Source organism: Cupriavidus sp. PET2-C1, assembly GCF_054515855.1.
The window spans coordinates 2722704-2748276 of sequence record NZ_CM137259.1; the positions used below are offsets into that span (position 1 = coordinate 2722704).

The following is a 25573-nucleotide window of genomic DNA, read 5'->3' on the forward strand; positions in this document are numbered from 1 at the left end:
TTGAAATCAATGGGATGACTCGCACGCAAAAAGCGGACCAAGTGATGCAAACCACTCGCCACACGCATAAGCGACGCGCGAACCACCCCCGAAAATAGTTCTCGCCGGATGGTATAAGGTTGTCATCCACATGTCAAAGTTCGTTACAAAATTCAAATAAAACGCTTTGCAATCAAGGCTATACGACGAAAGTCGCAGATGCTTTCTCGGTTTGATTATGTCAACCGCAGGTCAATCGGGTGACACCCTGAGCTCGGCTGCACCAATTTGTGGCGGCGTCGGGTCGCTCGCACCAATTTCGGCCGCGATCATCAGCTTGCGGGTGTATGCGTGCTGCGGAGCACCCAGGACGGCCTCGGTATCCCCTGCCTCGACCACCTCGCCGGACTTCATCACGATGACGCGGTGCGCCATGGCGCGGATCACGGCGAGATCGTGGCTGATGAAGAGATAGCTCAGGTTGTACTTGCGCTGCAATTGCGTCAGGAGCGCCAGCACCTGCTGCTGGATGGATACGTCGAGCGCCGAGGTGGGTTCGTCGAGCACCAGCACCTGCGGCTTGAGGATCAGCACGCGCGCGATGGCAACGCGCTGGCGCTGGCCGCCGGAAAACTCGTGCGGATACCGCCCCAAGGCGGTGCGGTCCATGCCTACCTCTCGCAGCGCCTCGGTGACGCGCTGGCGCATGGCATCGCGCGACAAGCCGGGCTGGTGCAGGGCCAGGCCCTCCCCCACGATCTGCTCGATGGTCATGCGCGGCGACAACGAGCCGAACGGATCCTGAAACACCACCTGCAAGCGCGAGCGCAAGGTGCTGCGCTCGCGCCGGGAGACCTCGTCCAGGCTCTTGCCCAGGAACTGGATATCCCCGGCGCCGCGGCGCTGCAGGTTCAGCACCGCATGGGCCAACGTGGTCTTGCCAGAGCCCGACTCGCCCACGATGCCGATGGTCTCGCCCTCGCGCAGCGCGAAATTCACGTCCTTGACGGCGGCAAACTGGTCGCGGCCAAACCATCCGGCCAGGCCCCGGCGCTTGCGCGCATAGTTCACGCACAAGCCGCGCGCCTCCAGCAACACGGGGGCTAACGGGACCAGCGGAATCACCTCGCGCCGCGGCCGGCTGTCGATCAGCTTGCGGGTGTAAGGATGCTGGGGCGCTGCGAAGACCGCGGCAGTCTCGCCAACCTCGACCAGCACGCCCTTCTCCATCACCCCCACTCGCTGGGCGAAGGCCCGCACCAGGTTGAGGTCGTGCGTGATCAGCATCACGGCCATGCCGAACTCCGCCTGCAGGTCGCGCAGCAACTCCAGGATCTGGACCCGGATGGTGACGTCCAGCGCCGTGGTGGGCTCGTCGGCCAGCAGCAGCTTGGGCCGGCAGGCAAGCGCCATGGCGATCATGGCGCGCTGGCGCTGGCCGCCCGAAAGCTGGTGGGGAAAGCTGTCGAAACGGTGCGTGGCGTCGCTGATGCCCGTGCGCTCGAGCAACGCGATGGCACGCTCGCGCGCCGCGCGCCGGTCCAGGCCCTCATGCAGCGCCAGCGTCTCCACGATCTGGTTGCCAATCGTGTAGAGCGGATTGAGCGCGGTCATCGGCTCCTGGAAGATCATGGCGATGTCGGCGCCGCGGATGCCGCGCATCTCGCGCTCCGACACCTTGAGCAGGTCGCGCCCCTCGAAGCGCACCGAGCCCTGGTAGCGCGCGTCGTCCACCAGGCGCAGCATGGCCAGCGCCGTGACAGTCTTGCCCGAGCCTGACTCGCCCACCAGCGCGAAGCGCTCGCCGGCGCGCAGGTCGAAGCTGACATCGCGCACCGCCCGGGTGGCACCCTCGCCATGGCCGAAGGTGACCGACAAGCGTTCGATGCACATCAACGGGCCGCCGGCATCCCCCTTGGCTTGCACGGGTTGCGTCGGGTCGTTGGCGCTGGCTTGCGTGGCCCGTGCAGCCTGTGTGGCTTGTTGCATTGCGCTCATGACACCGCCTCGGCCGCGGGAGAACCCTCTGGCGCCTTCGGCTCAACACGGCCGCGCAGCTGGGCCAGGCCCAGGCGCGTATCGAAGGCGTCGCGCAGCGCGTCGCCCATGAACGTCAGCAGCAGCAGCGTCACCACGAGTACGGCAAAGGTCGACAAGGAAATCCACCAGGCGTCGAGGTTAGCCTTGCCTTGCGCCAGCAGCTCGCCCAGGCTTGGCGTGGTGGGTGGCACGCCAAGGCCGAGGAAGTCGAGACTGGTCAGGGCCAGGATGGCTGCGCTCATGCGAAATGGCAGGAAGGTGATGACTGGTGTCAGGCTGTTGGGCAGGATATGGCGCCACATGATCTGTACATTGGACAGTCCCAGCGCCCGCGCCGCCTTGACGTAGTCGAGCGAGCGGTTGCGATAGAACTCGGCGCGCACGTAGTCGGACAAACCCATCCAGCCGAACAGCGAAAGCAGGATGATCAGCAGCGCCAGGCTCGGCGTGAAGATGGACGCAAAGATGATCAGCAGGTAGAGCTCGGGCATCGAACTCCAGATTTCGATGGCGCGCTGCGAGATCAGATCGAAGCGCCCGCCGAAGAAACCCATCAGCGCGCCCGTCAAGGTGCCGATCACCACGCCGATCAACGTCAGCGCCAGGCTGAACAGCACCGAGACGCGGAACCCATAGAGCAGCCGCGCCAGCACATCGCGCCCGCGGTCATCGGTACCCAGCCAGTTCTCCGCAGAAGGCGGCGCCGGGTTCGGCTCCTTGGAGAAGTAGTTGATCGAATCGTATGAGTACCGGTTGGGCGGGAAGATGGCGAAATTGCCGTTGCTGGTGATGCGGTCGTGGATAAACGGATCGAGATAGTCAGCCTTGGTGGGAAAGTCCCCGTCGAAGGTGCTCTCGGCGTAGGTCTTGACGATGGGGAAATACCACTCGCCCTTGTACTTCACCACCAGCGGCCGGTCGCTGGACAGGGTCTCGGCGACCATGCTCAGCAGGAAGATGGCAACGAAGAGGATCAGGCTCCAGTAGCCCAGGCGATTGCGGCGAAAGCGCTGCCAGGCGCGCTGGCGCGGTGACAGGGAATGCGGCAGCCCGTTGGGGAGCGTGCGCGAGCTGAATTTCATCGGTGCACCGCCTCGAAGTGGATGCGCGGGTCGACCATCACATAGCAAACGTCGGAGATCAGCCGCGTCACCAGGCCGATCAAGGTGAACAGGTAGAGCGTGCCCAGCACGACAGGATAATCCCGCCGCAGCACCGCCTCGTAGGACAGCAGGCCAAGCCCGTCGAGCGAAAACAGGGTTTCGATCAGCAGCGAGCCGGTGAAGAAAGCACCGATGAAGGCCGCCGGGAAACCGGTCACAAGCGGAATCAGCGCGTTACGGAAGACGTGTTTCCAGAGCACGCGCCGCTCCGCCAGCCCCTTGGCGCGGGCGGTCAGGACGTACTGCTTGCGGATCTCTTCTAGGAACGCGTTCTTGGTCAGCATGGTGACGACCGCGAAGCTGCCCACCACCGAGGCGGTGATCGGCAGCACGAGGTGCCACAGGTAATCCATCACCTTGCCCATCAGCGTGAGCTGGTCCCAGTTATCCGATGTGAGGCCGCGCAAGGGGAACCACTGCACGAAGGTACCGCCTCCGAACAGCACCAGCAGCAATACGCCCAGCACGAAGCCGGGAATGGCATAGCCCACCAGCACCACCATGCTGGTCACGACATCGAAGCGGCTGCCCGCCCGGATCGCCTTGGATATGCCGAGCGGCACCGATATCAGGTAGGTCAGAAAAAAGGTCCAAAGCCCCAGGCTGACCGAGACCGGCATCTTCGACTTCACCAGCTCCCACACGCTGCGGTGCTGGAAATAGCTCTGCCCCAGGTCAAACTGGGCGAAGCGCTTGAGCATCATGAAATAGCGCTCCAGCGGCGGCTTGTCGAAGCCATACAGCGCCTGGATCTCCTTGATCTTGTCGGGGTCCACGCCGCGCCGGCCGCGATACTCCGCGCCGCCGCCGCTGGCCTCCCCGCCACCGCCACCCCGTCCCTTGAGCTCCAGCATCATTTGTTCGACCGGCCCTCCCGGAACGAACTGGATCACCGCGAAGGTCAGGGTGATGACGCCGAGCAGTGTCGGGATCATCAACAGTACGCGCTTGAGCAGATAGGCGAGCATCTTGTTTCCTTGTCGCGCTTATTGTGCGGCCGGCTTGGTGTCGGCACGCCACCAGTTGCTCAGGATCCAGCCTTCCGCCGTGTAGTAGTACGGCAGGCGCTGCGGATAGACCAGCTCTTTCCGGTATGCCACCCGATGCGACGCGCTATACCAGTTGGGCACGATGTAGTAGCCGTGCATCAGCACGCGGTCCAGCGCGCGCCCGGCATTGACCAGTTCTTCGCGAGTATGGGCGTGCAGGACATTGTCCACCAAGTGGTCGATCGCCGGCGATTTCAGGCCAAACAGATTGTCGGAGCCGGGCGTGCCAGCCGCCTCGCTGTTGAAGCGGTCGCGCAGCTCGTTGCCCGGGCTCTGCGAATCGGGGAAACGGATCGATACCATGTCGAAGTCGAAGTCTTCCAGCCGCTTCTGGTACAGCGCGAAATCGGTGGTGCGCTGGTTCACCTCGATCCCCAGCTTTTCCAGGTTGCGCACGTAGGTGGTGATGACGCGGCTCATGGCCCCGCCGTCGTCCAGGAACTCAAAGACAAAAGGCTCGCCCTTGGCATTGCGCAGTGCACCATCCGCGTAGGTCCAGCCAGCTTGTGCCAGCAATCGGCGCGCATCGCGCAGGTTGTCGCGCAGCGAACGCGGCGGATTGGTTGTGGGCATCGACACGATGGGGCCAAACACCTCGGGCGCCAGTTGCGCGCGCAGCGGCTCCAGCAGTTCCAGCTCGCCGGGGCCGGGCCGGCCGTCGAACGTGGCGCTGGCGGCCAGCTCGCTGTTGGAAAACCAGCTATCGAGGCGGCGATACGCGCCATAGAACAGCTGGCGATTGAGCCACTCGAAATCCAGCGCCAGGATCAGGGCCTGCCGCACCCGCACGTCCTGGAACATCGGCTTGCGCATGTTCATGACGAAGCCTTGCATGCCGGCTCCGTTGCGGTGCGGAAAATCGGTCTTGAGCAGTTCGCCATTGGAAAAGCGCTTGCCCTCGTAGCTCTTGGCCCAGCTCTTGGCCTTGTACTCGACGATGGCATCGAACTCGCCAGCCTTGAAGGCTTCGAGCTTGGCGGTCTCGTCCTTGTACAGGCGATAGACCACCCGGTCGAAGTTGAAGGTGCCGCGGCGCACCGCCAGGTCTTTGCCCCAGTACGACGGGTCGCGCTTGAAGGTGATGCCGCGCCCGGCATCGTAGCGCTCGATCAGGTAAGGCCCGCTGGCCACCGGATCCTCGAAGGTCAGCTTGTCAAACGACACCGTGGCGGTCCACTTCTTGGAGAACACCGGCAAGGAGCCAACGATCAGCGGCAGTTCGATGTTGCGCTGCCTGAAATCGAACCGTACCGTGCGCGAATCCACCACCGTGACGGCCTTCACGTCGGTGCACATGCTGCGGTAGCCAGGGCTGGATGCCTTGCTCATCAGCATGTCGTAGGAGTGCTTGACGTCGCCGGCCAGCACCGGATCGCCATTGCTGAAACGCGCCTGCGGCCGGATGTGGAAGGTAACGGACAGTTCGTCCGGCGCCACGGTCACGTCATCCGCCAGCAAGCCATAGGCGCTGGCGGTTTCATCGCTGCTGGCAATCAACAGCGACTCGAACATCAGCGCGTTCACGCCCGGGGCGGAGGTACCCTTGAGCGTGAACGGGTTGAACTTGTCGAAGCTGGTGCGGCGGTCCGGGTTGGCGAGCGTCAGCGTGCCGCCGCGCGGCGCGTCCGGGTTGGCGTAGTCGAAATGGGTGAAATCGGCGGGATACTTGAGGCCACCATACTGTGCGAAGCCATGGGCGGCTCCGGCTGACAAGGGAAAACCCGCGGTACACAGGGCTATTAATCCACAGCCCAGCGCCGCAACTGTGCGGAAGCGCTGCCATGCCGCCTGAAGCGGTCTACGTGCGCGAATATGCATCCGGTTTGGGTCCTCCACCTGAATCGGATCGTCCGCAGCCTTCGGCGGCGCGGTCAAGTTATGAGACAATTTTACATGGGTTCGGCTGGCATCCAGCCATCCGGACATTCCAGTACGCGGCACCGCTGTTTTGCCGGTCGTCAGCCTGCTGAAAAGCAGCCGCCCGCAGTGCGCGCCGCAACCCGGACGCCATTGCACGAAACGTGCCCGTCCACCTCGAACATCATTGGAGAAGTTATGGGATTTCTCGCAGGTAAGCGAATCCTGATCACCGGTTTGCTGTCCAATCGCTCGATCGCCTACGGCATCGCAACCGCCTGCAAGCGCGAAGGCGCCGAGCTCGCCTTCACCTATGTCGGCGAGCGGTTCAAGGACCGCATCAACGACTTTGCCAAGGAATTCGGCAGCAGCCTGGTATTCGATTGCGATGTTGGCAGCGACGAGCAGATCGCCGCCACCTTCGCCGCGCTTGGCCAAAGCTGGGACAAGCTCGATGGCCTGGTGCACTCGATCGGCTTCGCCCCGCGCGAAGCCATCGCCGGCGACTTCCTGGAAGGCCTCTCGCGCGAATCCTTCCGCATCGCGCACGACATCTCCGCCTACAGCTTCCCCGCGCTGGCCAAGGCCGCCTTGCCCATGCTGTCCGACAAGGCCTCGCTGCTGACGCTGACCTACCTCGGCGCGGAGCGCGTGGTCCCGAACTACAACACCATGGGCCTGGCCAAGGCCTCACTGGAAGCCAGCGTGCGCTACCTGGCCGCTTCGGTGGGCCCGCGCGGCATTCGTGCCAACGGCATTTCCGCCGGCCCGATCAAGACCCTGGCCGCATCCGGCATCAAGGGCTTCGGCAAGCTGCTGGGCCACATCGAGGAGGCAGCGCCGCTGCGCCGCAATGTGACCATCGACGAGGTCGGCAACGTGGCCGCCTTCCTGCTGTCGGACCTTTCCAGCGGCGTGACCGGCGAGATCACCTACGTGGACGCCGGCTTCAATACGGTAGGGGCGAGCCTGCCCGAAGAAGCGTAACCCCGGCACGGCCGCCTCGCGCGGCGGCCATTGCTAAAAAAGGGGCGTACGGCTTTGGCCGACGCCCCTTTTTCGTGCCCGCCCGGCGGCGCAGCGCGCGCGGCCTATTCGGCGCCCTGCCCGGCGAGGCGGCCCGAGCGCAGATAGGCGACGATAGGCGCCCAGAACGCGTCCTGCCGCTCCGGCTGGATCGCCGCATCGTGCGGCAGCGCCGACAGCGCCACCAGCCGGCTGGGGCCACCGGCGGCGCGCTCCAGCCGCTCGGCATAGGCAAAGGGAATCACTTCGTCCGCGCGGCTGTGCACAAGCAGCAGCGGCAGCATTGAATTTCGCAATTGGTCCTCGTTGTCCCACGGTTCCGGAAGCAGCCTGGCCATCCACGCCGGCACCCGCCCGGTCACCACCGCCGCCTCGCGTGCGGACGTGAAGCCGGCGGCAATCACCAGGCCAGCAGGCGCCGGGCGCAAGGCGGAGATCACGTCCAGCAGCACCCCGGAACCCAGCGAAAAGCCCATCACATAGCGCCGGCTGGCACGCGGCGTCATGGCGAGGAACTGCCCATACGCGGCCAGGCCGTCCTCATGCAGGTTGACCACGCCGGGCTTGCCGCCGCTGCCGCCATAGCCGCTGTAGTCGAATACGCAGGACGAGATCCCATTGCGGTAGAGCAACGCCTGCGCGCTGGCCCAGTCCGACAAGTTTTCCTCGTCGCCGTGGTAGATCAGCACGGCGGGCGCATCACCGCCCTGAGCCAGGACGCAAGAGGCGCGCAGCATGCGCGCGCCGCTGGCAAACGCGAACTGGCGCGACGCGGCGCCCAGGCGGTCCGGCGTCATCGCATCAGCCGCGCCGGCCGGCTTGGGCTCGAACGCGTCCTCCTCGACCGCCAGGAACAAGGCATGGCGGGCAATGGCGGCCAGCATCAGCAGGCACGCGCCACCGGCCAGCCAGTAACGGAGCTTCCTGCCCACGCCTGTGTTGAACTTCGCCATGGGACTAGCCTCGGGAAAGGCGCCGTGCAGAAAAAACCACGGCAGCCCCGAAATATTAGACCGGACTGGCGGCCATCGGCAGCGCATCGTTCGAGTTCGCGATGCGATGGCGCCTCTGGGCGATGGAGAATGCTGGGGGGGAATGCTGAGGAATGCGGGAGAAAATGGTCCGCCCTACACGATTCGAACGTGTGACCGCTCGCTTAGAAGGCGAGTGCTCTATCCAACTGAGCTAAGGGCGGACAGGAGGAACTACTGAAATGCAGAGGACTTGGCATGCCGCTGAACGCTCAGCATGCGAAGCCCGGTATTCTACCTCAGCCCCGCGGCCGATCCTACCGTGTCGGCATGTGGTCTGGCACAGCCCGGCTCAAGAGGCCTGCGAAACCCGCATTCGCGGTGTCGTCGCCATGTCGGCAAGCCGCTCGATGGGCTGCGTGGACACACAGTTGCGCCCCATGGTCTTGGCATCGTAGAGCGCGTTGTCGGCGCGGCGCATGAGCGTATCAGCCCCCTCCCCCGGCAGCCGCTCGGCCATGCCGATGCTGACCGTGTAGGAAATCGCATCCGGCTCGGAGGGGCACGGTGTGGTGCGCACAAGTGCACTCAAGCGCAGGCTGATCGCCCGGCCCTGGTCCAGCGCGGTGCCGGGCATCACGATGCCAAACTCTTCCCCACCCAGCCGGCCGACGAAATCGTCCGCGCGCACCGACTTGCGCAGCAGGCCGCTGAAGTGGCGCAGCACGCTGTCGCCGGCCAGATGGCCGTAGAGATCGTTGATGGCCTTGAAATGATCCAGGTCGATGAACGCCACAGTCAGCGGGCGTTGCTGGCGGTCCGCTTGCTTGCAGGCCTCTTCCAGCGCCTCCCAATAGGGCCCGCGCGACAGGACGTCAGTCAGGTCGTCATAACTGGCGCGGCGCTCCAGACGTCGGCGCAGGCTATCGTGGGCAAGCAGCGCGAAGCTCACCGCCAGGCTGACAATGCCAAAGGCGTGCAGGACGGCAAAGGTTTCCCGGGGCGGGCGCTTCGCCAGCCAGGCAAGGCCAGCGGGCAGCAGCTTGAGGTCGATGGCTTGATAGAGGCCCATGGCCGCGCAAGCGAGCGCGATCAGCCCGAGCGACAGCGCCGCCAGGCGGCCGGTGCCGCGCTTGGCGCGCACTTGCGGCGCCACCACGCGCAGCAATGACAGCGGAAGATACGTATTGGCCAGACTAAAGACGAGCGCCGGCTCCGCCGGCGACACGCCCGCCCAATCGAAGTAGGCGGCATTGGCCAGCACGGCAAGATTCAGCAAGCAAAGCGCGGCCGCCCCCCCGCGCTTGCCGAAAAAACGGCGCGTGCCATAGACCATCAAGGACAAAGCCGCCGTCATGACCAGATCCACCAGATCGAGCGTAAGCCATTCCGGCAGATAGTCCTGCGCAGCGAGCAAGACGGTGGCTGCGGTGACCAGCAACGCGCCAGCCACCCAAGAATTCAAACCGGCGCGGCCCATGCCGGGTGTGCGCTGCAAGACTGCGAACACTACCGCCATCTGCAGCCCGAAAAGGCCCGCGACCAGCACACTAACCTGCGACTGAAACATGATTTCCCCGTCCAACTTGGCAGGCAGCGTTCCGTCACGCCACCATCCGCCCCGGGACCCGCGCGGACCCGAGGTTTTCGCCATTCTTTCTTTTTAAGCTTCTGACCGTCTTCATGCGCCCCGGCGGACAGGGGCTGGGCCTCGCGATCGTGGCGAGGGCACTCTTATTCTCATGTTCGGCGCCAGTCCCGCCAGCGGCACGGATTGCCTGCGCGCCTGACCGGGCGCGGGGCCTGGCCGCTGCGGTGTGCGGATTATGTCAGCGCTTGCGACCAAGTCAAGCGAACCTTATATCCATCAAATCCCACGGCAACCCCCACACCGGCCTGCGCCTCGCTGGGTCGGTGCAAAAGTAAAATTTGACCCCGGCCCCGACGCCGGGCTACAATCCAAGGCTTCGGGGCGTAGCGCAGCCTGGTAGCGCATCTGATTTGGGATCAGAGGGTCGCATGTTCGAATCATGTCGCCCCGACCAGTATTTAGCAATAAGATCAAAGGCTTAGACCGCAAGGTCTAAGCCTTTTTTTGTTGCCTGATTTTGTCTGGGCTAGTGCTGGCCACTGCGCCGGCCAGCCAACTTCACTGCACCGCAGCACCCCAATGGCAATGCCATGAATATGGGATCCCCCTGCGCGCTTGAAACACAGACACTGGCAGCGGGCGGGTCCGCGAACCGCCCGCACCACTTTCAGGCCCGCAACCCACCCGGCGGCGGGCTTTTTCTCTTGTTTTCGCGGCCATACCCGGGTAGAGCGACCACGCGCGCGCCACGCTTCAACCGCACACCCATGATATAATCGCGCGTTAGCCCGGGGTTTATGCAGCATGCCCTGTAACCGGGCGCCCTTGCCGAGGAATGCAGCCATCACACTGCTGCGCAGTATCCAGCGCAGTTCGGCAAGCCACCGGGAACATCTTGCCCGCTTCATTACCCCCGCGCCTATCACGGTAGCACGGCCGCATTAACTTGGGCCGCAACCGGCAAGGCAATCGGCCGGGCACTGACGCGCCCCCTGGCGATTCCCTAACGTGGACTTTTTTGCACGCGCTTTTTTGCCGTGCCGGTCCGGGTCAGCTTGCCTCCCGCAACTTCAAGGCGCAACCAAGCAAGCCGGCGCTTGTCACTGCTGGCACCCGGACCTCGCGAGCATGCAGCCATGCTGGCGCTCGCCACACCGGATTTACCTAAATTCATGCAGCCCAAGGCTGCCGTAAAGGAAGAAGATTGGCTAAGGAAGAACTTATCGAATTTGGCGGTGTTGTCTCGGAAGCCCTGCCGGACAACCGTTACCGCGTGACGCTGGAAAACGGCGTGGAAATCTGGGCCTATGCCTCGGGCAAGATGCAGAAGCACCGCATCCGCATTCTGGCTGGTGACCGCGTGACGCTGGAAATGTCGCCCTACGATTTGACCAAGGGCCGCATCAACTTCCGCCACAAAGTCTGATCTTCTTCCACGCTCGCCCACGGCGAGCGTTGCGCTAGACCGCATTCCAGGGCACCGCATCGCGGCGGTCCCGCCCTGGGAAACATCTGGCCATTGCCACCCGCACGCATCGACAATAGTGGTTCCACTGAAACAATCATGATGGCTATTCCATCCTGATGCCTTGGGTGTGGAGCGCGGGTCGATGCGGGTGGCTTACCGGCCATCGCGCCCCCTATCGCCTCCCCCAGGCTGCCACCGCTTCCGCCACTTATGGCTCACCACATGCGTGTCATTTGGCAGTGCGATGCTGCGCTCCCGCCCGGTGTTTGCCCGTCTTGCACGTGCCTGCGCGCGTGGCCATACTCGAAATATCCATTTCCCATTTCCCGTTTTCCCTTCTCCCTTCCGCTCTTAGCTTGAGCACACCGCTCCCATGAACCTGATCCTGTGGCGTCATGCCGAAGCCGAGGAGTTGTCTGGCGCGCATGGCTTTTCCCGCAATGCCGACCTGCAGCGCCCCCTGACCAGACGCGGACATAAGCAGGCGGATGCCTCCGCCGCATGGCTGCGCAGCCATCTGCCTCCCGGTACGCGGGTGGTCTGCAGCCCGGCCCTGCGTACGCGCGAAACCGCCGCCGCCCTGCGCGAGAACGCAGAGGTGTTGCCCGAGCTTGCCCCGGGCGCCGATGTCAGCGCGGTGCTGGCCGCGATCGACTGGCCCCAAGGCACCGAGCACACCGTGCTGGTCGGGCACCAGCCTTGGCTTGGCCAACTTGCCAGCTTGCTGCTGGCGGGCTCGGAAATGAACTGGAGCGTGCGCAAGAGCGGCATCTGGTGGCTGTCGGGACGCACACGCGAAAGCGAATCGCAGGTCGTGTTGCGCGCTGTCATCAATCCGGAGTTTCTCTAGCATTTTTTTGCACCCCGCAACGGCGCGGCCCGGCTTTCCGGGCTGCCGTCACTGAACCGTCACGACCGCTTCACGGCACTGTCACCTGCCCTCTCTACATTCGACCGCAACAGTTTCGTCACCGAAAGGACATACTGATGCGAGAGCTCCCGACGCCCACCCAGCCGTTGTTCGATTCCCTGCCCAGTGGCCTGTCAGGCCATTCGGCGCGGAGGCGTCTTCATCGCCAGCAACCTGCACAAACACATGAACAAGCGCATGACCAGCCTGCTTTCAGTGTGGCGTGGGCGCGCCACCAGGATGAAGTAGAAGAAGCGCAGCGCCTGCGCTACAAGGTCTTCGCCGAAGAAATGGGCGCCAGGCTGAACCCGTCGAGGCCTGAACTCGACGTGGATATGTTCGACGCCTATTGCGACCACCTGATCGTGCGCGATACAGCCACGCTCAAAGTGGTCGGTACCTACCGCGTGATGGCGCCCCACCAGGCCAAGCGCATCGGCTGCCTCTATGCCGAGTCGGAGTTCGACCTGGTGCGCCTGGCTCACCTGAAGCCCAAGATGGTGGAACTGGGCCGCTCGTGCGTGCACCGCGACTACCGCTCGGGCAGCGTGATCATGGCGCTGTGGGGTGGCCTGGGCGAGTACCTGCAGCGCTGGGGCATCGAGTCGATGCTGGGATGCGCGAGCGTGCCGATGAGCGATGGCGGCCACTATGCGGCCAGCCTGTACCGGGTCTTCGCCGAGCGCGCCCTGGCGCCGATCGAATATCACGCGTTCCCGCGCCTGCCTCTGCCGATCGACGAGCTCAATCAGACGCTGGACGTCGAGCCGCCGGCGCTGATCAAGGGTTACCTGCGGCTAGGCGCGCGAATTTGCGGCATGCCGGCGTGGGATCCCGACTTCAACGTGGCGGACTTCCTCACGCTGCTGCGCGTGAACGACATGAACCCCCGCTATGCGCGCCACTTCCTTGGCCTGAACCGCGACGCCTGAGCCTGTGCGGGCGCTCGCCGCCTGCATTGGCTTGCCCCGCTGGCCAAAACGGGGGCCGCCATCTGGCCGCCCCCGCGCATTGCTTAGGCGTACACGACCTTGTAGCGCTTGCCGATGCGTTCCCACTCGTCGGCTTCCTGCGCCAAGCTGTATTCGACCAGCGGGTTGGCCTCGATCCAGGCCTTGGGCAAGCGCACCTCGAACCCTTCGTCCAGCGCATCCGAACGCTGGCCCACGGTGATCTCGGGCAGCGGCTCGTCGGCACGGCGCCGGCACAGCACGAACGCCAGGCGCAGGCTGAAGAGCATCCGCCAGTCGAGGAACTTGCCGCTGCCGGAGAGCTTGCCTAGCTTGCCGGCATGCCCGAGCAGCAGCGTTGCCAGCCGTGCCTGGTCGGTCTTCGAGAAGCCCGGCATGTCGGCGTGCGTGGCGATGTACGCCGAGTGCTTGTGGTAGCCGCTGTGCGAGATGGTCATGCCGATCTCATGCAGCCCGCCGGCCCAGCCCAACAGTGCCAGGTTGTCGTCGCGGCGCTCATTGCGCGGCTCGGGAAACTGCGCCAGCAAGCCCAGCGCGGCCTGGCGCACGCGCTGGGCTTGCGCGCGGTCGACGCCATAGCGGCGCATGAACTGATCCACGGTGATGGTGCGCATGTCCTCGTGGTGCGTGCGGCCCAGCAGGTCGTACAGCACACCCAGGCGCAGCGCGCCATCGGTGACGTCCATGCGATCGATGTCGAGCTCGGCGAACACGCCGAGCATGATCGACAGGCCACCTGGCAGCACGGGAATGCGGTCCGCCTTCAGGCCCACCAGCTTGACCCGGTTGGCGTTCTCCGCCTTGACCAGCGCGCGCTTGAGGCGCTCCAGCCCTTCGCGGGTGATGCCGTGCTCGGCCGGGTTGTCGTTCATGCCGTTGAGCTCGATCAGTTCAGCCAGCGCGCGCGCCGTGCCGGACGAACCCACCGCCTGCTGCCAGCCGGCCGCCCGGTACTGGCGCACGAGCACCTGGATCTCCCTGCGCGCGGCCAGTTCCGCCTGCTTCATCGCGTAGTCATCGACGTTGCCGCTGGGGAAAAACTGGCGGCTGTGCGAGACGCAGCCGATGTAGAGGCTCTCCATCAGCTTGGACGTGTAGCCGCTGCCGATGATGAACTCGGTCGAGCCGCCACCGATATCGACCACCAGCCGGTTGCCCGCACAGGCCGGCGCATCGTGCGAGGCGCCCAGGTAGATCAACCGCGCTTCTTCGCGCCCGGCAATCACTTCAATCGGGAATCCAAGCGCGTGCTCGGCCTCGATCAGGAATTCCGACGCGTTCTTGGCTACCCGCAGCGTATTGGTTGCCACCGCCCGCACCTGGTCAGGGGAGAAATCGCGCAGGCGGTCGCCGAAACGCCGCAGGGCATCGATGCCGCGCCGGCGGGCCGGCTGGTCCAGGTACTTGTCTGGCGTCAGGCCCGCGGCCAGGCGCACCGGCTCGCGCAGCGCATCGACCTGGAATAGCTGGCTGGCCGGCCCGGATGCGGTCAGGCTCTCATCCACCCGCCCGATCATCAGGCGGAAACTGTTTGAGCCCATGTCGACGGCGGCCAGCAAGCGAGGGGTTTGGTTCATCGCAGTAGGGGAATGTGGGTAAAAGCCGCAAGCCGCGGCGTAAATAACGGTGTCGGGCAGTCAGGTTCACCCAACCGTAGAAAATATGTCTTTATCATGTCTGCATCGTGACAAAATCACATTGTCATCAATTTGACATGATTCTATGAAAAAGTCGCCGCATTACCAAAAGAAGGTCATGCCTATGTCGACAAGCCCACCCGGCACGCTGCTCAACCGCGAAATGGGCATTCTGGAATTCAATACGAGAGTCATGGCACAGGCAGCTGACGCCAGCGTGCCGCTGCTCGAACGTCTGAAATTCATCTGTATTGTTTCAAGTAATCTGGACGAGTTCTTCGAGATCCGCATGGCCGGCTTGAAGGAGCAGATGCGTGACAATCCTTCCGGCATCACGCCCGATGGCCTTTCCTTGCAGCAGGCATACCAGATTGTCACGGAGCGCGTGCAAAAGCTGGTGGCCATGCAGTATGACATGCTGCAAAACGTGATTTTCCCCCTGTTGGAGAAAGAAGGGGTGTTCTTTCACCTCGCCTCCACCTGGAACGAGGCGCAGCGCGAATGGGCGCGCAGCTTCTTCACGCGCGAGCTTGGCCCGGTCCTGACGCCGATCGCGCTGGACCCCGCCCACCCCTTCCCTCGGGTGCTCAACAAGAGCCTGAATTTCATCATTGAATTGTCGGGCAAGGATGCCTTCGGCCGGGAGGCCGACCTGGCCATCGTGCAGGCGCCCCGCGCGCTGCCGCGCGTAGTCAGGATGCCCGAGGAGCTCTCGGGCTATCCCTACGGATTTGTGCTGCTGTCGTCCTTCATGCAAGCCTTCGTGCATGAGCTGTTCCCCGCGATCAAGGTCAACGGCTGCTATCAGTTCCGCGTCACCCGCAACTCTGACCTGTTCGTGTCGGAGGACGATATCACGGACCTGCGCGAAGCACTGCAAGGCGAACTGCCGACCCGCCACTTCGGCGACACCGTGCGCCTGGAAATCTCGTCCGATACCCCGCCGGCCATGGCGCGCCGCCTGCTGCTCGAATCCGGCCTGGGCGAGCAGGACGTGTACCGCGTGAGCGGCCCGGTCAACCTGGTGCGGCTGATGCAGATCCCCGACCTGGTCGACCGCCCTGCCCTCAAGTACCCGCCGCACGTGCCGGCGCCGGTCAAGGTGTTTGCGCCCGGCGCTTCGATGTTCGACGCGATCCGCCAGCAGGACGTGCTGCTGCACCATCCCTACGAGAGCTTCAGCTCCGTGCTCGACCTGCTGCAGCAGGCCGCCGTCGACCCTGCCGTGGTAGCCATCAAGCAGACCGTCTACCGCACCGGCAACGAGTCGCCGGTGATGGAGGCGCTGATGACGGCGGCGCGCAATGGCAAGGAAGTCACTGTGGTGGTGGAACTGCTGGCGCGCTTTGACGAGGAAACCAACATCAACTGGGCCGAGCGGCTCGAATCCGCCGGCGCGCATGTGGTCTATGGCGTGGTTGGCCACAAGTGCCATGCCAAGATGCTGCTGATGGTGCGCCGCGAACTGGAAGGCGCCAAGAGCAAGCAGTTCAAGCTGCGCCGCTACGCGCACCTGGGCACCGGCAACTATCATCCGCGCACCGCGCGGCTGTACACCGATTTTGGCCTGCTCACTGCCAACGAGAAGATCTGCGAGGACGTCCAGCACGTGTTCCAGCTGCTAACGGGCACCGCGGGCACCATCCGCCTGAATCACCTGTGGCAGTCGCCGTTCACCATGCAGAGCAACCTGGTGGAGCACATCCGCGCGGAAGCCCGCAACGCCCGTGCCGGCAAGCCCGCGCGCATCATGGCCAAGATGAATGCGCTGCTGGAGCCATCCATCATCGACGAGCTGTACAAGGCATCGCGCGCCGGCGTGAAGATCGACCTGATCATCCGTGGGGTGTGCGCGCTGCGCCCAGGGGTGCCGGGCCTGTCGGAGCACATCACGGTGCGCTCCATCGTCGGGCGCTTCCTCGAGCATCACCGGGTCTATTACTTCCTGGCCGGCGGCACGGAGGTGGTCTACCTGTCCAGCGCGGACTGGATGGACCGCAACCTGTTCCGTCGCGTCGAGGTGGCATTCCCGGTGCTGGACAAAGTACTGAAGGCGCGGGTCATCAAGGAGAGCCTGCGGGTGCATCTGCACGACAATGCTTCCGCATGGATCATGCAGCCCGACGGCAGCTACATCCGCAAGCACACCAAGGCCAAGCAGCCCCACGTCAGCCAGAACGACCTGCTGGCCCTGTTCGGCAGCACCTGAGTCAGGTCGGCAGGGCGCTCGCGCGCGCCCTGCCCCGCACGGCGCCGCGAGCGGGCGCCGCTCAGGCCGCCTTCTGCGGCGACTGCCCTGGCCGTGGCAAGGCGCCCGGCATATAGCCGCTGCGATCAACCGGGAAAACCACACGGAACACGCTGCCGCGCCCCACTTCACTGGTGATGCGCAGGTCGGCATGGTGGCGCGACAGCACATGCTTGACGATGGCCAGCCCGAGGCCGGTCCCCCCGGTATCGCGCGAACGGCTGCGGTCGACCCGGTAGAAACGCTCGGTCAGGCGCGGAATATGGTCGGCGGCAATGCCCAGGCCCGTATCGGTGACCGAGAAAATGGCGTGCTCATTCTCGTAGTTCAGCGCGATGCTGATGCGCCCGCCCTCCGGTGTATAGCGCACCGCATTGGAAACCAGGTTGCCGAAGGCCGACAGCAGCTCACGCTCCGCACCGCGGATCGTGACGGCCGGATCGATCTGCGCGGAGATCTGATGCTCGCCCTGGGACAGCGCCTCGGCGTCGTGCACCAGGTGCGCAACCAGCTCGGCCAGGTCGATCCGGTCCTGGCTCGGCGGCTGCTCGTCGCTTTCCAGCTTCGCCAGCACCAGCAAGTCCTCGACCAGGTGCTGCATGCGCATGGACTGCACCAGCATCATGTCGAGGTAGCGGTTGCGATCCTGCTCCGACACCGGCAGGTCGCGCACCGTTTCCAGGAAGCCGGTCAGCACCGTCAGTGGTGTCTTCAGTTCGTGCGAGACGTTGGCGACGAAATCCCTGCGCATTGCCTCGGTGTTCTCCACCTTGGTGATGTCGTGTGTCAGCACCAGCTTGCGGCTTTCGCCGTAAGGCAGGATCTGCACGGCGATCACGCTGCGCTTGTGCTCGCCCATGTCGCGCATCACCAGCGGCTCATCGAAACGCTGCAAGTGCAGGTACTGGACGAATTCCGGCCGCCGGATCAGGTGGGTGATGCGCTGGCGCACGTCGCGCCGCGCATTGAGGCCAAAATGCTGCTCGGCCACATCGTTGCACCATTCGATCTGGTCGGCATCATCCAGCATCAGGACGCCATTGGGCGACGCCTGGATAGCCTGGATAAAACGGGTATGTTGCTGCTCGACCTGCAACACCTGGGTGCGCCAGCGCTTGACCAGGCGATGCAGGCGGTAATACACCTCGCCCCATAGCCCCAGCGCGCTGGGAATCTCGCCGTAGGCAGGCGCGTCCAGCACTTTCCAGAGCCGGTTGATCTGGTAGATGTAATAGAGCAGATGCCCCAGCAACCCGACACACAGCACGGCCAGCGCAGGCACGGGGCCAAGGAAGAAGTACAGCCCCGCCGAAGCCAGGGCCAGGAAAATCAGGATGGCCGCCGAACGGGCCCAGATGACGTTCATGAAGAAGTGAGAAGGTCAGGCAGGCGGCAAGACCGCATGGAATGCGGTGGAGTGTGCCACGAAACGGGCAAACTGTAACAGGCGCCACGCCGGAAACGACGTGGCAAGCCTGCCGATCAGTGGCTGGGCGCGCGAGCCAGGCGGTAGCCGCTACCGCGCACCGTCTCGATCATGTTGCTGTAGCCGCCAGGGGTCAGCGCGGCGCGCAGGCGCTTGATGTGCACGTCGACGGTCCGCTCTTCCACGAACACGTGATCACCCCAGACCTGGTCCAGCAACTGCGAACGGCTGTGAACGCGCTCCGGATGCGTCATCAAAAAGTGCAGCAAGCGGAACTCGGTAGGACCCAGGTCCAGCTTGATCAGGCCAGATTCATCCTGGCCGGTGACCCGGTGCGTGGCCGGGTCCAGGCGCAGGCCATTGATGGCAACGACGTCGTCGGTCAGTTGCGGGGCGCGGCGGCGCAGCACCGCCTTGATACGGGCCAGCAGTTCCTTGGGCGAGAACGGCTTGGTGACGTAGTCATCCGCACCGGCCTCGAGCCCCAGCACCTTGTCCTGCTCCTCGCTGCGCGCGGTAAGCATGATGATAGGAATCTGCTTGGTGCGGTCGTTATTGCGCAGCTCCTTGGCGAAGGTGGCTCCCGACTTGCCCGGGAGCATCCAGTCGAGCAGCACCAGGTCGGGCAGCACGTCGCTCATCAGCGACAGCGCCTGCTCGGCGTTATAGGCCCGGATCGGATAGTGTCCCGCGTGTTGCAGGTTGACCGCGATCAGTTCGGCAATCGCGGGTTCGTCTTCGACAACAAGAATGCTGCTTGGCATGTAATTTTCTCCGCGGTGGCGCCTTAACTCAGCGCTTCGCGCTCCATGTCCTCACGCGAGGCGTGGCGGACGTCGGTTCCCTTGACGATGTAGATGATGAATTCAGCAATGTTCTTGGCGTGGTCGCCAATGCGCTCGATCGCCTTGGCGATAAAGAGGAAATCCAGCGCGACCGAGATCGTGCGCGGGTCTTCCATCATATAGGTGATGAGCTTGCGCACGAACGCACGGAATTCGTCGTCGATGGCCTTGTCGTCCTTGACGATCCGGGCGGCAGCCACGGTGTCCAGGCGCGCAAAGGCATCGAGCGCCTGGCGCAGCAGCGCGATGGCCAGATCGCCCGAGAGCTTCACCTCCGAGTAATTGATCTGGTGGGCGCCTGCGTCCTCCATGATGTGCTTGGTGCGCTTGGCGATCTTTTCCGCCTCGTCGCCGGCGCGCTCCAGGTTGGTGATGGTCTTCGAAATCGCCATCACCAGGCGCAGGTCACGCGCGGTCGGTTGCCGGCGCGCGATGATGTTGCCGCAATCGGCATCGATCTCGAGTTCCAGGGCATTCAGGTGGTGCTCGCGCGCGATGACCTGGTCGGCCAGGCCCGCGTCGAACTCCGAAAGCGCCCGCATGGCGTTTTCGATCTGCGACTCGACCAGACCGCCCATCTGCAGCAGTTTCGTGCTGATGGCGTTGAGGTCGGCGTCGAACTGGGTCGACAGGTGCTTGTCAGACATGTTGCTCTCCTAGCCGCTCTATTCGTATGCTATGCGTTATATGGGTAACGCTCAATCAGCCGAAACGGCCGGTGATGTAGTCTTCGGTTTCCTTGCGATGCGGCTTGATGAAGATCTTCTCGGTCTCGCCGAACTCGATCAGTTCACCCAGGTACATATACGCGGTGTAGTCCGAGCAGCGCGCGGCTTGCTGCATATTGTGGGTCACGATCACCACCGTGTACTCGTCCTTCAGCTCCGCGATCAGTTCTTCGATGCGGCCGGTCGAGATCGGGTCAAGTGCGGAGCACGGCTCATCCAGCAACAGCACTTCGGGGCGGATGGCGATGCCGCGCGCGATGCACAGGCGCTGCTGCTGGCCGCCGGACAGGCCGTAGCCCGACTGGTTGAGCTTGTCCTTGGCTTCGTTCCACAACGCCGCCTTGGACAGTGCCCATTCCACGCGGTCGTCCATCTCGGAGCGTGACAGCTTCTCGAACAGGCGCACCCCAAAGGCGATATTGTCATAGATCGACATGGGGAACGGCGTGGGCTTCTGGAACACCATGCCAACCTTGGCGCGCAGCAGGGCGATGTCCTGCTTGGCGGTCAGCAGGTTCTCGCCATCCATGTTGATCTCGCCCTCGGCACGCTGCTCCGGATAGAGCGCATACATCTTGTTGAAGGTACGCAACAGGGTCGACTTGCCGCAGCCGGACGGGCCGATAAAGGCCGTCACCTTGCGCTCGGGGATCGACATGTTGACGTTCTTCAACGCATGGAACTGGCCGTAGTAGAAGTTCAGGTTGCGCACGTCGATCTTGGCGCGGGTCGTGTCGGGAATGTCGATGACGGTCGAGGTCATGCTCGTCTCTCGCAAAGAATTTGGGGTAGGCCGTGCGGCTGTCGCGCTGCCGGTCATTTCTTGAACAGCATGCGTGCCAGGATATTGAGCGCCAGCACACCAACGGTAATCAGGAACACGCCGGCCCAGGCCAGTTGCTGCCACTCGACGAACGGGCTCATGGCGAAGCGGAAGATGGTCACCGGCAGGTTCGCCATCGGCTTGTTCAGGTCGCTGGTCCAGAACTGGTTGGACAAGGCCGTGAACAGCAGCGGCGCGGTCTCGCCGGCGATACGCGCAACCGCCAGCAGCACGCCGGTGACGATGCCTGCATACGACGACTTCACTGTGATCGACAGCACCATCTTCCACTTGGGCGTGCCGAGCGCGAAGGCGGCCTCGCGCAGCGCGTTGGGGACCAGGTTCAGCATGTTCTCGGTCGTGCGCACCACGATCGGAATCTGCAGCAACGCCAGCGCGCAGATGCCGGCCCAGGCGGAGAAATGGCCCATGCGGGTCACCACCAGCGCGTAGACGAACAGGCCGATCACGATCGACGGCGCCGACAGCAGGATGTCATTGATAAAGCGGATGAAACTGGCCAACGGCGACGTCTTGCCGTATTCGGCCAGGTAGATGCCGGCCAGGATGCCCAAAGGCGTGCCGCACAGCGTGGCGAGGCCCACCATCACGAAACTGCCGTAGATCGCATTGGCCAGGCCGCCGCCGGCGGTATTCGGCGCCGGCGTCATCTGCGTGAACAGATCCATCGACAGGCCGCCCACCCCCAGCGAAATGGTGGTCCACAGGATCCAGGCCAGCCAGAACAGACCGAACCCCATGGCGCCCAGCGACGCGGTCAGGGCATAGAAGTTGGTGCGGCGGCGCCGTGCCTGCAGGCGCGTGCGCGTGGCATCCGCATCCGGACTGACTGCCGGAATCGACGTAGAGGAAGAGGAGGACATGGCGGCTTGGCTCATTTTGCACCCTCGTTCTTGGCCAGGCGGAGCAACAGGATCTTGGACAGCGCCAGGACCACGAACGTGATAAAGAACAGGATCAGGCCAAGCTCCATCAGCGCGGCGGTATGCAGGCCGGCGCCGGCTTCGGCGAACTCATTGGCCAGTGCCGAGGTGATGCTGTTGCCCGGCGAGAACAGCGAGGCGTTGTCCAGCAGGTTGGTATTGCCGATCACGAAGGTGACCGCCATGGTCTCGCCCAAGGCGCGGCCCAGGCCCAGCATCACGCCGCCGATCACGCCGGCACGGGTGAAGGGCAGCACCACGCGCCACATCACTTCCCACGTGGTGCAGCCGATGCCATAAGCCGATTCCTTGAGCAACACCGGGGTAACTTCGAACACATCGCGCATCACAGACGCGATGTAGGGAATGATCATGATCGCCAGGATCACGCCGGCGCACAGCAGGCCGATGCCCAGGGGCGCGCCCTGGAACAGCTTGCCGATCAGCGGCACCTGGCCCACGGTAGCGGCCAACGGCTTCTGGAAGTACTCGCCGAAGATCGGCGAGAAGACCAGCAGGCCCCACATGCCGTAGACGATCGAGGGTACGGCGGCCAGCAATTCGATGGCGGTGCCGAGCGGGCGACGCAGCCAGGCCGGCGACAGCTCGGTCAGGAACAGCGCGATGCCAAAGCTGATGGGCACCGCGATGATCAGGGCGATCAAGGAGGTGACGATGGTGCCGTAGATCGGCACCAGCGCGCCATAGACGTCCGCGGGTGGATCCCACTCTGCGGTCCACAGGAAGCGCAGGCCGAAGGCCTCGATCGAAGGCCAGGCGCTGATCGCAAGCGATACGATGATGCCGCCAAGCAGCAGCAAGGTCACGATGGCGGCGCCGCGCGTCAGGCCACCAAACAGGATGTCACCGGTACGGCTAGGCGGCCGTACTGCGGATAGATCGGATGTAGTCGCCATGATGTGGTATTGGAGTTCGTTTAGTAGGCGGCTGGCTGGCCGCACCGAGCGCTCGGGCCAATAGGCCCCTTGCATTGCGTCGTGCTTGCCCGCGCGCGTTGCCGCGTTTGCTGCGCTGCTTCTTCTGCTTCTTCTACTTCTTAGACTGCTGCTTCTACTGCTTTGCTGTCTTCAATGCTGCCGGTCCTGCGCCCTTGGGGCGCCGGACCGGCACGGCGCGGGCTGCCGTGGCAGCCCGCCGATCAGTTGTACAACGCCTTGCCCGAGCCATCCTTGACCGAGTTCTTCCAGGTCGCGCGGATCTGGTTCACCACGGCGTCCGGCAGCGGTACGTAGTCAAGGTCGCTGGCCATGTTGCCGCCGCTCTTGTACGCCCAGTCGAAGAACTTCAGCACTTCGGCGCCCTGCGTTGCCTTTTCCTGGTTCTTGTGCACCAGGATGAAGGTCGCGCCGGCGATCGGCCATGCCGTCTTGCCCGGTTCGTTGGTCAGGATCTGATAGTAGGTCTTGCTCCAGTCGGCGCCTGCCGCTGCTGCCTTGAAACCGTCGTCACCAGGCTGAACCACTGCACCGGCAGCGTTCTTCATGTTCAGGTGGGTCATCTTGTTCTGCTTGGCGTAGGCGTACTCAACGTAGCCAATGGCGCCGTTCAGGCGTTGCACGAAAGCGGCTACGCCTTCGTTACCCTTGCCGCCAGTGCCACCGCCCGGCCAGTTGACCGTGGTGCCCTCGCCCACCGAGCTCTTCCAGTCCGAGCTGACCTTGGACAGGTAGTTGGTGAAGATGAAAGTGGTGCCCGAACCATCGGCGCGGCGCACCGGCAGGATGTCCTGGGCCGGCAGCTTGGCGTGCGGGTTCAGTGCCTTGATGGCGGGATCGTCCCACTTCTTGATCTTGCCCAGGTAGATGTTCGCCAGCACGTCGCCGGTGATGGTCAGTTCGCCCGGCTTGATGCCTTGCAGGTTGATCACCGGCACCACGCCGCCGATCACCGTGGGAAACTGCACCAAACCTTGCTTGGCCAGTTCTTCGTCCTTCAGGGGCGCGTCCGAAGCACCGAAGTCGACAGTCTTGGCGCCGATCTGCTTGATGCCGCCAGACGAGCCGATGGATTGATAGTTGACCTTGTTACCCGTTGCCTTTTGATATGCATCGGCCCACTTGGAATACACGGGCGCCGGGAAAGAAGCGCCAGCACCGGTAATTTCCGCCGCGAACGCAGTGCCCGCTACCACCAACGACACAATGCCTGCAACGGCAGTCTTGACCAGCTTCATATGTCCTCCAGAGACATGGTTGGGGAATGACAATTTTTTGACAAGTCGAACTTTAAGCCCAGACTATGACAATTCAATGACATCACGAGATCTTCTTCAAAGTCAGCGGAGATAGCCTCCCGCATCACTTCGATCCACCCGCCGGCAACGCCCTCCCCGACCCGCATCCGGTAGCAGGCAAGCCCAAAAACCTGCGGTTAATTGCTTTTCAGCAAAAAATAACGCCGGGCGAAAAGCCCGGCGTTTTGACAACAACTAGCGGCGATGACCCGGTTTCAGGCCCGCAAGGCGTCCGCCAGCGTCTGCGCTGCCTGCTCCGCGGTCTCGACCTTCTCGGCTTCGACCATCACGCGCACCACCGGCTCGGTCCCCGATGCTCGGATCAATACCCGGCCCCGGCCCTCGAGCTGCGGCTCGATCACAGCGCGCGCCGCGCTCAGGCCCGCGTGGGACTGCCAATCAAAGCCCTTTTCCACGCGCACATTGATCAGCGTTTGCGGGAACAGCGAAACGCCTTCCAGCAATTGCGACAGGGTCTTGCCGCTGCGGCGCAACGCGGCCAGCACTTGCAGCGCGGAGACGATGCCGTCGCCCGTGGTGTGGCGGTCAAGGCAGAGCAGATGGCCCGAGCCCTCGCCGCCCAGCGTCCACTTGCGCTTGTTCAGCTCTTCCAGCACATAGCGATCGCCCACCTTGGCGCGCACGAACTCCACGCCTTGGCGCTTCAACGCGAGCTCCACCGCCATATTGGTCATCAGCGTGCCTACTGCGCCCTCCACGGCTTGGCCCGCCTGCAGGCGGTCCTGGACGATCAGGTACAACAGTTCGTCCCCGTTGAACAGGCGCCCGTCGCGGTCCACCACCTGCAGGCGGTCCGCGTCGCCATCGAAGGCCAGACCGAGATCGGCGCCATTGGCCTTGACCGCTTCGATCAGCTTTTCCGGGGCCGTCGCGCCGTAGCCGGCGTTGATGTTGCGGCCATCCGGCTGGTTGCCGATCGAGATCACGTCGGCGCCAAGCTCATGGAAGACGTGCGGAGCAATGTGGTAAGCGGCGCCATGCGCGCAGTCCACCACCAGCTTGAGCTTGTGCAGGTCCTGCTCGTAGGGGAACGTGCTCTTGCAGAATTCGATGTAGCGGCCAGCGGCGTCCTCGATGCGGCGCGCGCGGCCGAGATCGTCCGAGCGCACGCAGACCATTGGCTCTTCCAGCGCTTGCTCGATCGCCATTTCCACGGCGTCCGGCAGCTTGTCGCCATCGGCGGAGAAGAACTTGATGCCGTTGTCGTAGTACGGGTTGTGGCTGGCGGAGATCACCACGCCGGCCGACAAGCGCAGCGCACGCGTGAGATAGGCCACGCCGGGTGTTGGCAGCGGCCCGGTCAGCAGCACGTTGACGCCTGCGGAGGTAAAGCCGGCCTCTAGCGCGGCCTCCAGCATATAGCCGGAAATGCGCGTGTCCTTGCCGATCAGCACGGTCGGGCGTGCCTGATCGTGCTGCTTCGCGCCATGGGCGAGCACCATGCCCGCCGCATAGCCCAGGCGCATCACGAAGTCGGGCGTGATCGGCGCCTCGCCAACCCTGCCGCGAATTCCGTCCGTGCCGAAATACTTGCGTGTCATATGGTCATTCTCCCGTTGTTCGATGTTGCGGATGCCGAATGCTAAAGGCTAAGCGCGCAATGCTGCATGTCCGCAATCAAA

At 63.9% G+C, this 25573-nt stretch carries 20 protein-coding genes and 2 tRNA genes; 6 read left to right on the forward strand and 16 right to left on the reverse strand.

Features of this window, described 5'->3' with window-relative positions; translation table 11 throughout:
- Positions 1–231: 231 nt before the first annotated feature.
- The 4 genes from ACX12D_RS12295 to ACX12D_RS12310 form a co-directional block, all read right to left on the reverse strand.
- Complete coding sequence (locus ACX12D_RS12295; protein ID WP_459374008.1) at positions 232–1872, reverse strand: ABC transporter ATP-binding protein; 1641 nt, start codon at positions 1870–1872, stop codon at positions 232–234.
- Positions 1873–1973: 101 nt separating this feature from the next.
- Positions 1974–3101 (reverse strand): ABC transporter permease, encoded by a 1128-nt coding sequence (locus ACX12D_RS12300; RefSeq protein WP_441636892.1) that lies wholly within the window; start codon positions 3099–3101, stop codon positions 1974–1976.
- On the reverse strand, positions 3098–4150 hold the full coding sequence (locus ACX12D_RS12305) for a microcin C ABC transporter permease YejB (protein WP_150983328.1): 1053 nt from the start codon (positions 4148–4150) through the stop codon (positions 3098–3100). The genes ACX12D_RS12300 and ACX12D_RS12305 overlap by 4 nt, the downstream gene beginning before the upstream one ends.
- Before the next feature lie 18 nt (positions 4151–4168).
- Positions 4169–6049, reverse strand: coding sequence for an extracellular solute-binding protein (locus ACX12D_RS12310; protein ID WP_459371324.1), 1881 nt, complete (start codon positions 6047–6049; stop codon positions 4169–4171).
- 237 nt (positions 6050–6286) lie between these two features.
- Between ACX12D_RS12310 and fabI the strand changes: the two genes are divergently transcribed.
- Complete coding sequence (fabI, locus tag ACX12D_RS12315) at positions 6287–7075, forward strand: enoyl-ACP reductase FabI (RefSeq protein WP_441636897.1); 789 nt, start codon at positions 6287–6289, stop codon at positions 7073–7075.
- Between the two features lie 104 nt (positions 7076–7179).
- On the opposite strand, the gene ACX12D_RS12320 is transcribed toward fabI, so the two are convergent.
- The 3 genes from ACX12D_RS12320 to ACX12D_RS12330 form a co-directional block, all read right to left on the reverse strand.
- Positions 7180–8067, reverse strand: coding sequence for an alpha/beta hydrolase (locus ACX12D_RS12320; protein ID WP_459371325.1), 888 nt, complete (start codon positions 8065–8067; stop codon positions 7180–7182).
- A 165-nt stretch (positions 8068–8232) separates the two neighbouring features.
- Positions 8233–8309: transfer RNA gene (locus ACX12D_RS12325), tRNA-Arg, on the reverse strand.
- 128 nt (positions 8310–8437) lie between these two features.
- On the reverse strand, positions 8438–9655 hold the full coding sequence (locus ACX12D_RS12330) for a GGDEF domain-containing protein (protein WP_459371326.1): 1218 nt from the start codon (positions 9653–9655) through the stop codon (positions 8438–8440).
- 398 nt (positions 9656–10053) lie between these two features.
- On the opposite strand from ACX12D_RS12330, the gene ACX12D_RS12335 reads away from it, so the two are divergent.
- The 4 genes from ACX12D_RS12335 (at position 10054) to ACX12D_RS12350 (ending at position 12986) form a co-directional block, all read left to right on the forward strand.
- Positions 10054–10130: transfer RNA gene (locus ACX12D_RS12335), tRNA-Pro, on the forward strand.
- A gap of 750 nt (positions 10131–10880) precedes the next feature.
- Entirely contained in the window at positions 10881–11102 is a 222-nt protein-coding gene (infA, locus tag ACX12D_RS12340) for a translation initiation factor IF-1 (protein ID WP_006157708.1), read from the forward strand.
- A gap of 415 nt (positions 11103–11517) precedes the next feature.
- The gene (locus tag ACX12D_RS12345) at positions 11518–11994 is read left to right on the forward strand and encodes a SixA phosphatase family protein (RefSeq protein WP_459371328.1); all 477 of its coding nucleotides are present in this window, start codon (positions 11518–11520) and stop codon (positions 11992–11994) included.
- Positions 11995–12131: 137 nt separating this feature from the next.
- Positions 12132–12986, forward strand: coding sequence for a GNAT family N-acetyltransferase (locus tag ACX12D_RS12350; RefSeq protein ID WP_441636905.1), 855 nt, complete (start codon positions 12132–12134; stop codon positions 12984–12986).
- 83 nt (positions 12987–13069) lie between these two features.
- Here ACX12D_RS12350 and ppx read toward each other — a convergent pair whose 3' ends face one another.
- Complete coding sequence (gene ppx / locus ACX12D_RS12355; protein WP_043347570.1) at positions 13070–14602, reverse strand: exopolyphosphatase; 1533 nt, start codon at positions 14600–14602, stop codon at positions 13070–13072.
- Positions 14603–14786: 184 nt separating this feature from the next.
- On the opposite strand from ppx, the gene ppk1 reads away from it, so the two are divergent.
- Positions 14787–16871 (forward strand): polyphosphate kinase 1, encoded by a 2085-nt coding sequence (gene ppk1 / locus ACX12D_RS12360; RefSeq protein WP_459371330.1) that lies wholly within the window; start codon positions 14787–14789, stop codon positions 16869–16871.
- Between the two features lie 61 nt (positions 16872–16932).
- On the opposite strand, the gene phoR is transcribed toward ppk1, so the two are convergent.
- The 8 genes from phoR to glmM all read right to left on the reverse strand — a co-directional run bounded on the left by phoR (position 16933) and on the right by glmM (position 25492).
- The gene (phoR, locus tag ACX12D_RS12365; protein WP_441636910.1) at positions 16933–18276 is read right to left on the reverse strand and encodes a phosphate regulon sensor histidine kinase PhoR; all 1344 of its coding nucleotides are present in this window, start codon (positions 18274–18276) and stop codon (positions 16933–16935) included.
- A gap of 116 nt (positions 18277–18392) precedes the next feature.
- A complete protein-coding gene (gene phoB, locus ACX12D_RS12370) occupies positions 18393–19100 on the reverse strand; it encodes a phosphate regulon transcriptional regulator PhoB (protein ID WP_043347578.1) in 708 nt (235 codons plus the stop codon).
- Between the two features lie 23 nt (positions 19101–19123).
- The gene (gene phoU / locus ACX12D_RS12375; protein WP_441636912.1) at positions 19124–19828 is read right to left on the reverse strand and encodes a phosphate signaling complex protein PhoU; all 705 of its coding nucleotides are present in this window, start codon (positions 19826–19828) and stop codon (positions 19124–19126) included.
- Between the two features lie 55 nt (positions 19829–19883).
- Positions 19884–20672, reverse strand: coding sequence for a phosphate ABC transporter ATP-binding protein PstB (pstB, locus tag ACX12D_RS12380; protein ID WP_035860531.1), 789 nt, complete (start codon positions 20670–20672; stop codon positions 19884–19886).
- 53 nt (positions 20673–20725) lie between these two features.
- A complete protein-coding gene (gene pstA, locus ACX12D_RS12385) occupies positions 20726–21616 on the reverse strand; it encodes a phosphate ABC transporter permease PstA (protein ID WP_416049100.1) in 891 nt (296 codons plus the stop codon).
- 11 nt (positions 21617–21627) lie between these two features.
- On the reverse strand, positions 21628–22593 hold the full coding sequence (gene pstC / locus ACX12D_RS12390; protein ID WP_174423342.1) for a phosphate ABC transporter permease PstC: 966 nt from the start codon (positions 22591–22593) through the stop codon (positions 21628–21630).
- Positions 22594–22835: 242 nt separating this feature from the next.
- On the reverse strand, positions 22836–23870 hold the full coding sequence (gene pstS / locus ACX12D_RS12395) for a phosphate ABC transporter substrate-binding protein PstS (RefSeq protein ID WP_459371331.1): 1035 nt from the start codon (positions 23868–23870) through the stop codon (positions 22836–22838).
- Between the two features lie 275 nt (positions 23871–24145).
- Entirely contained in the window at positions 24146–25492 is a 1347-nt protein-coding gene (gene glmM / locus ACX12D_RS12400) for a phosphoglucosamine mutase (protein ID WP_459371332.1), read from the reverse strand.
- Positions 25493–25573 lie beyond the last annotated feature (81 nt).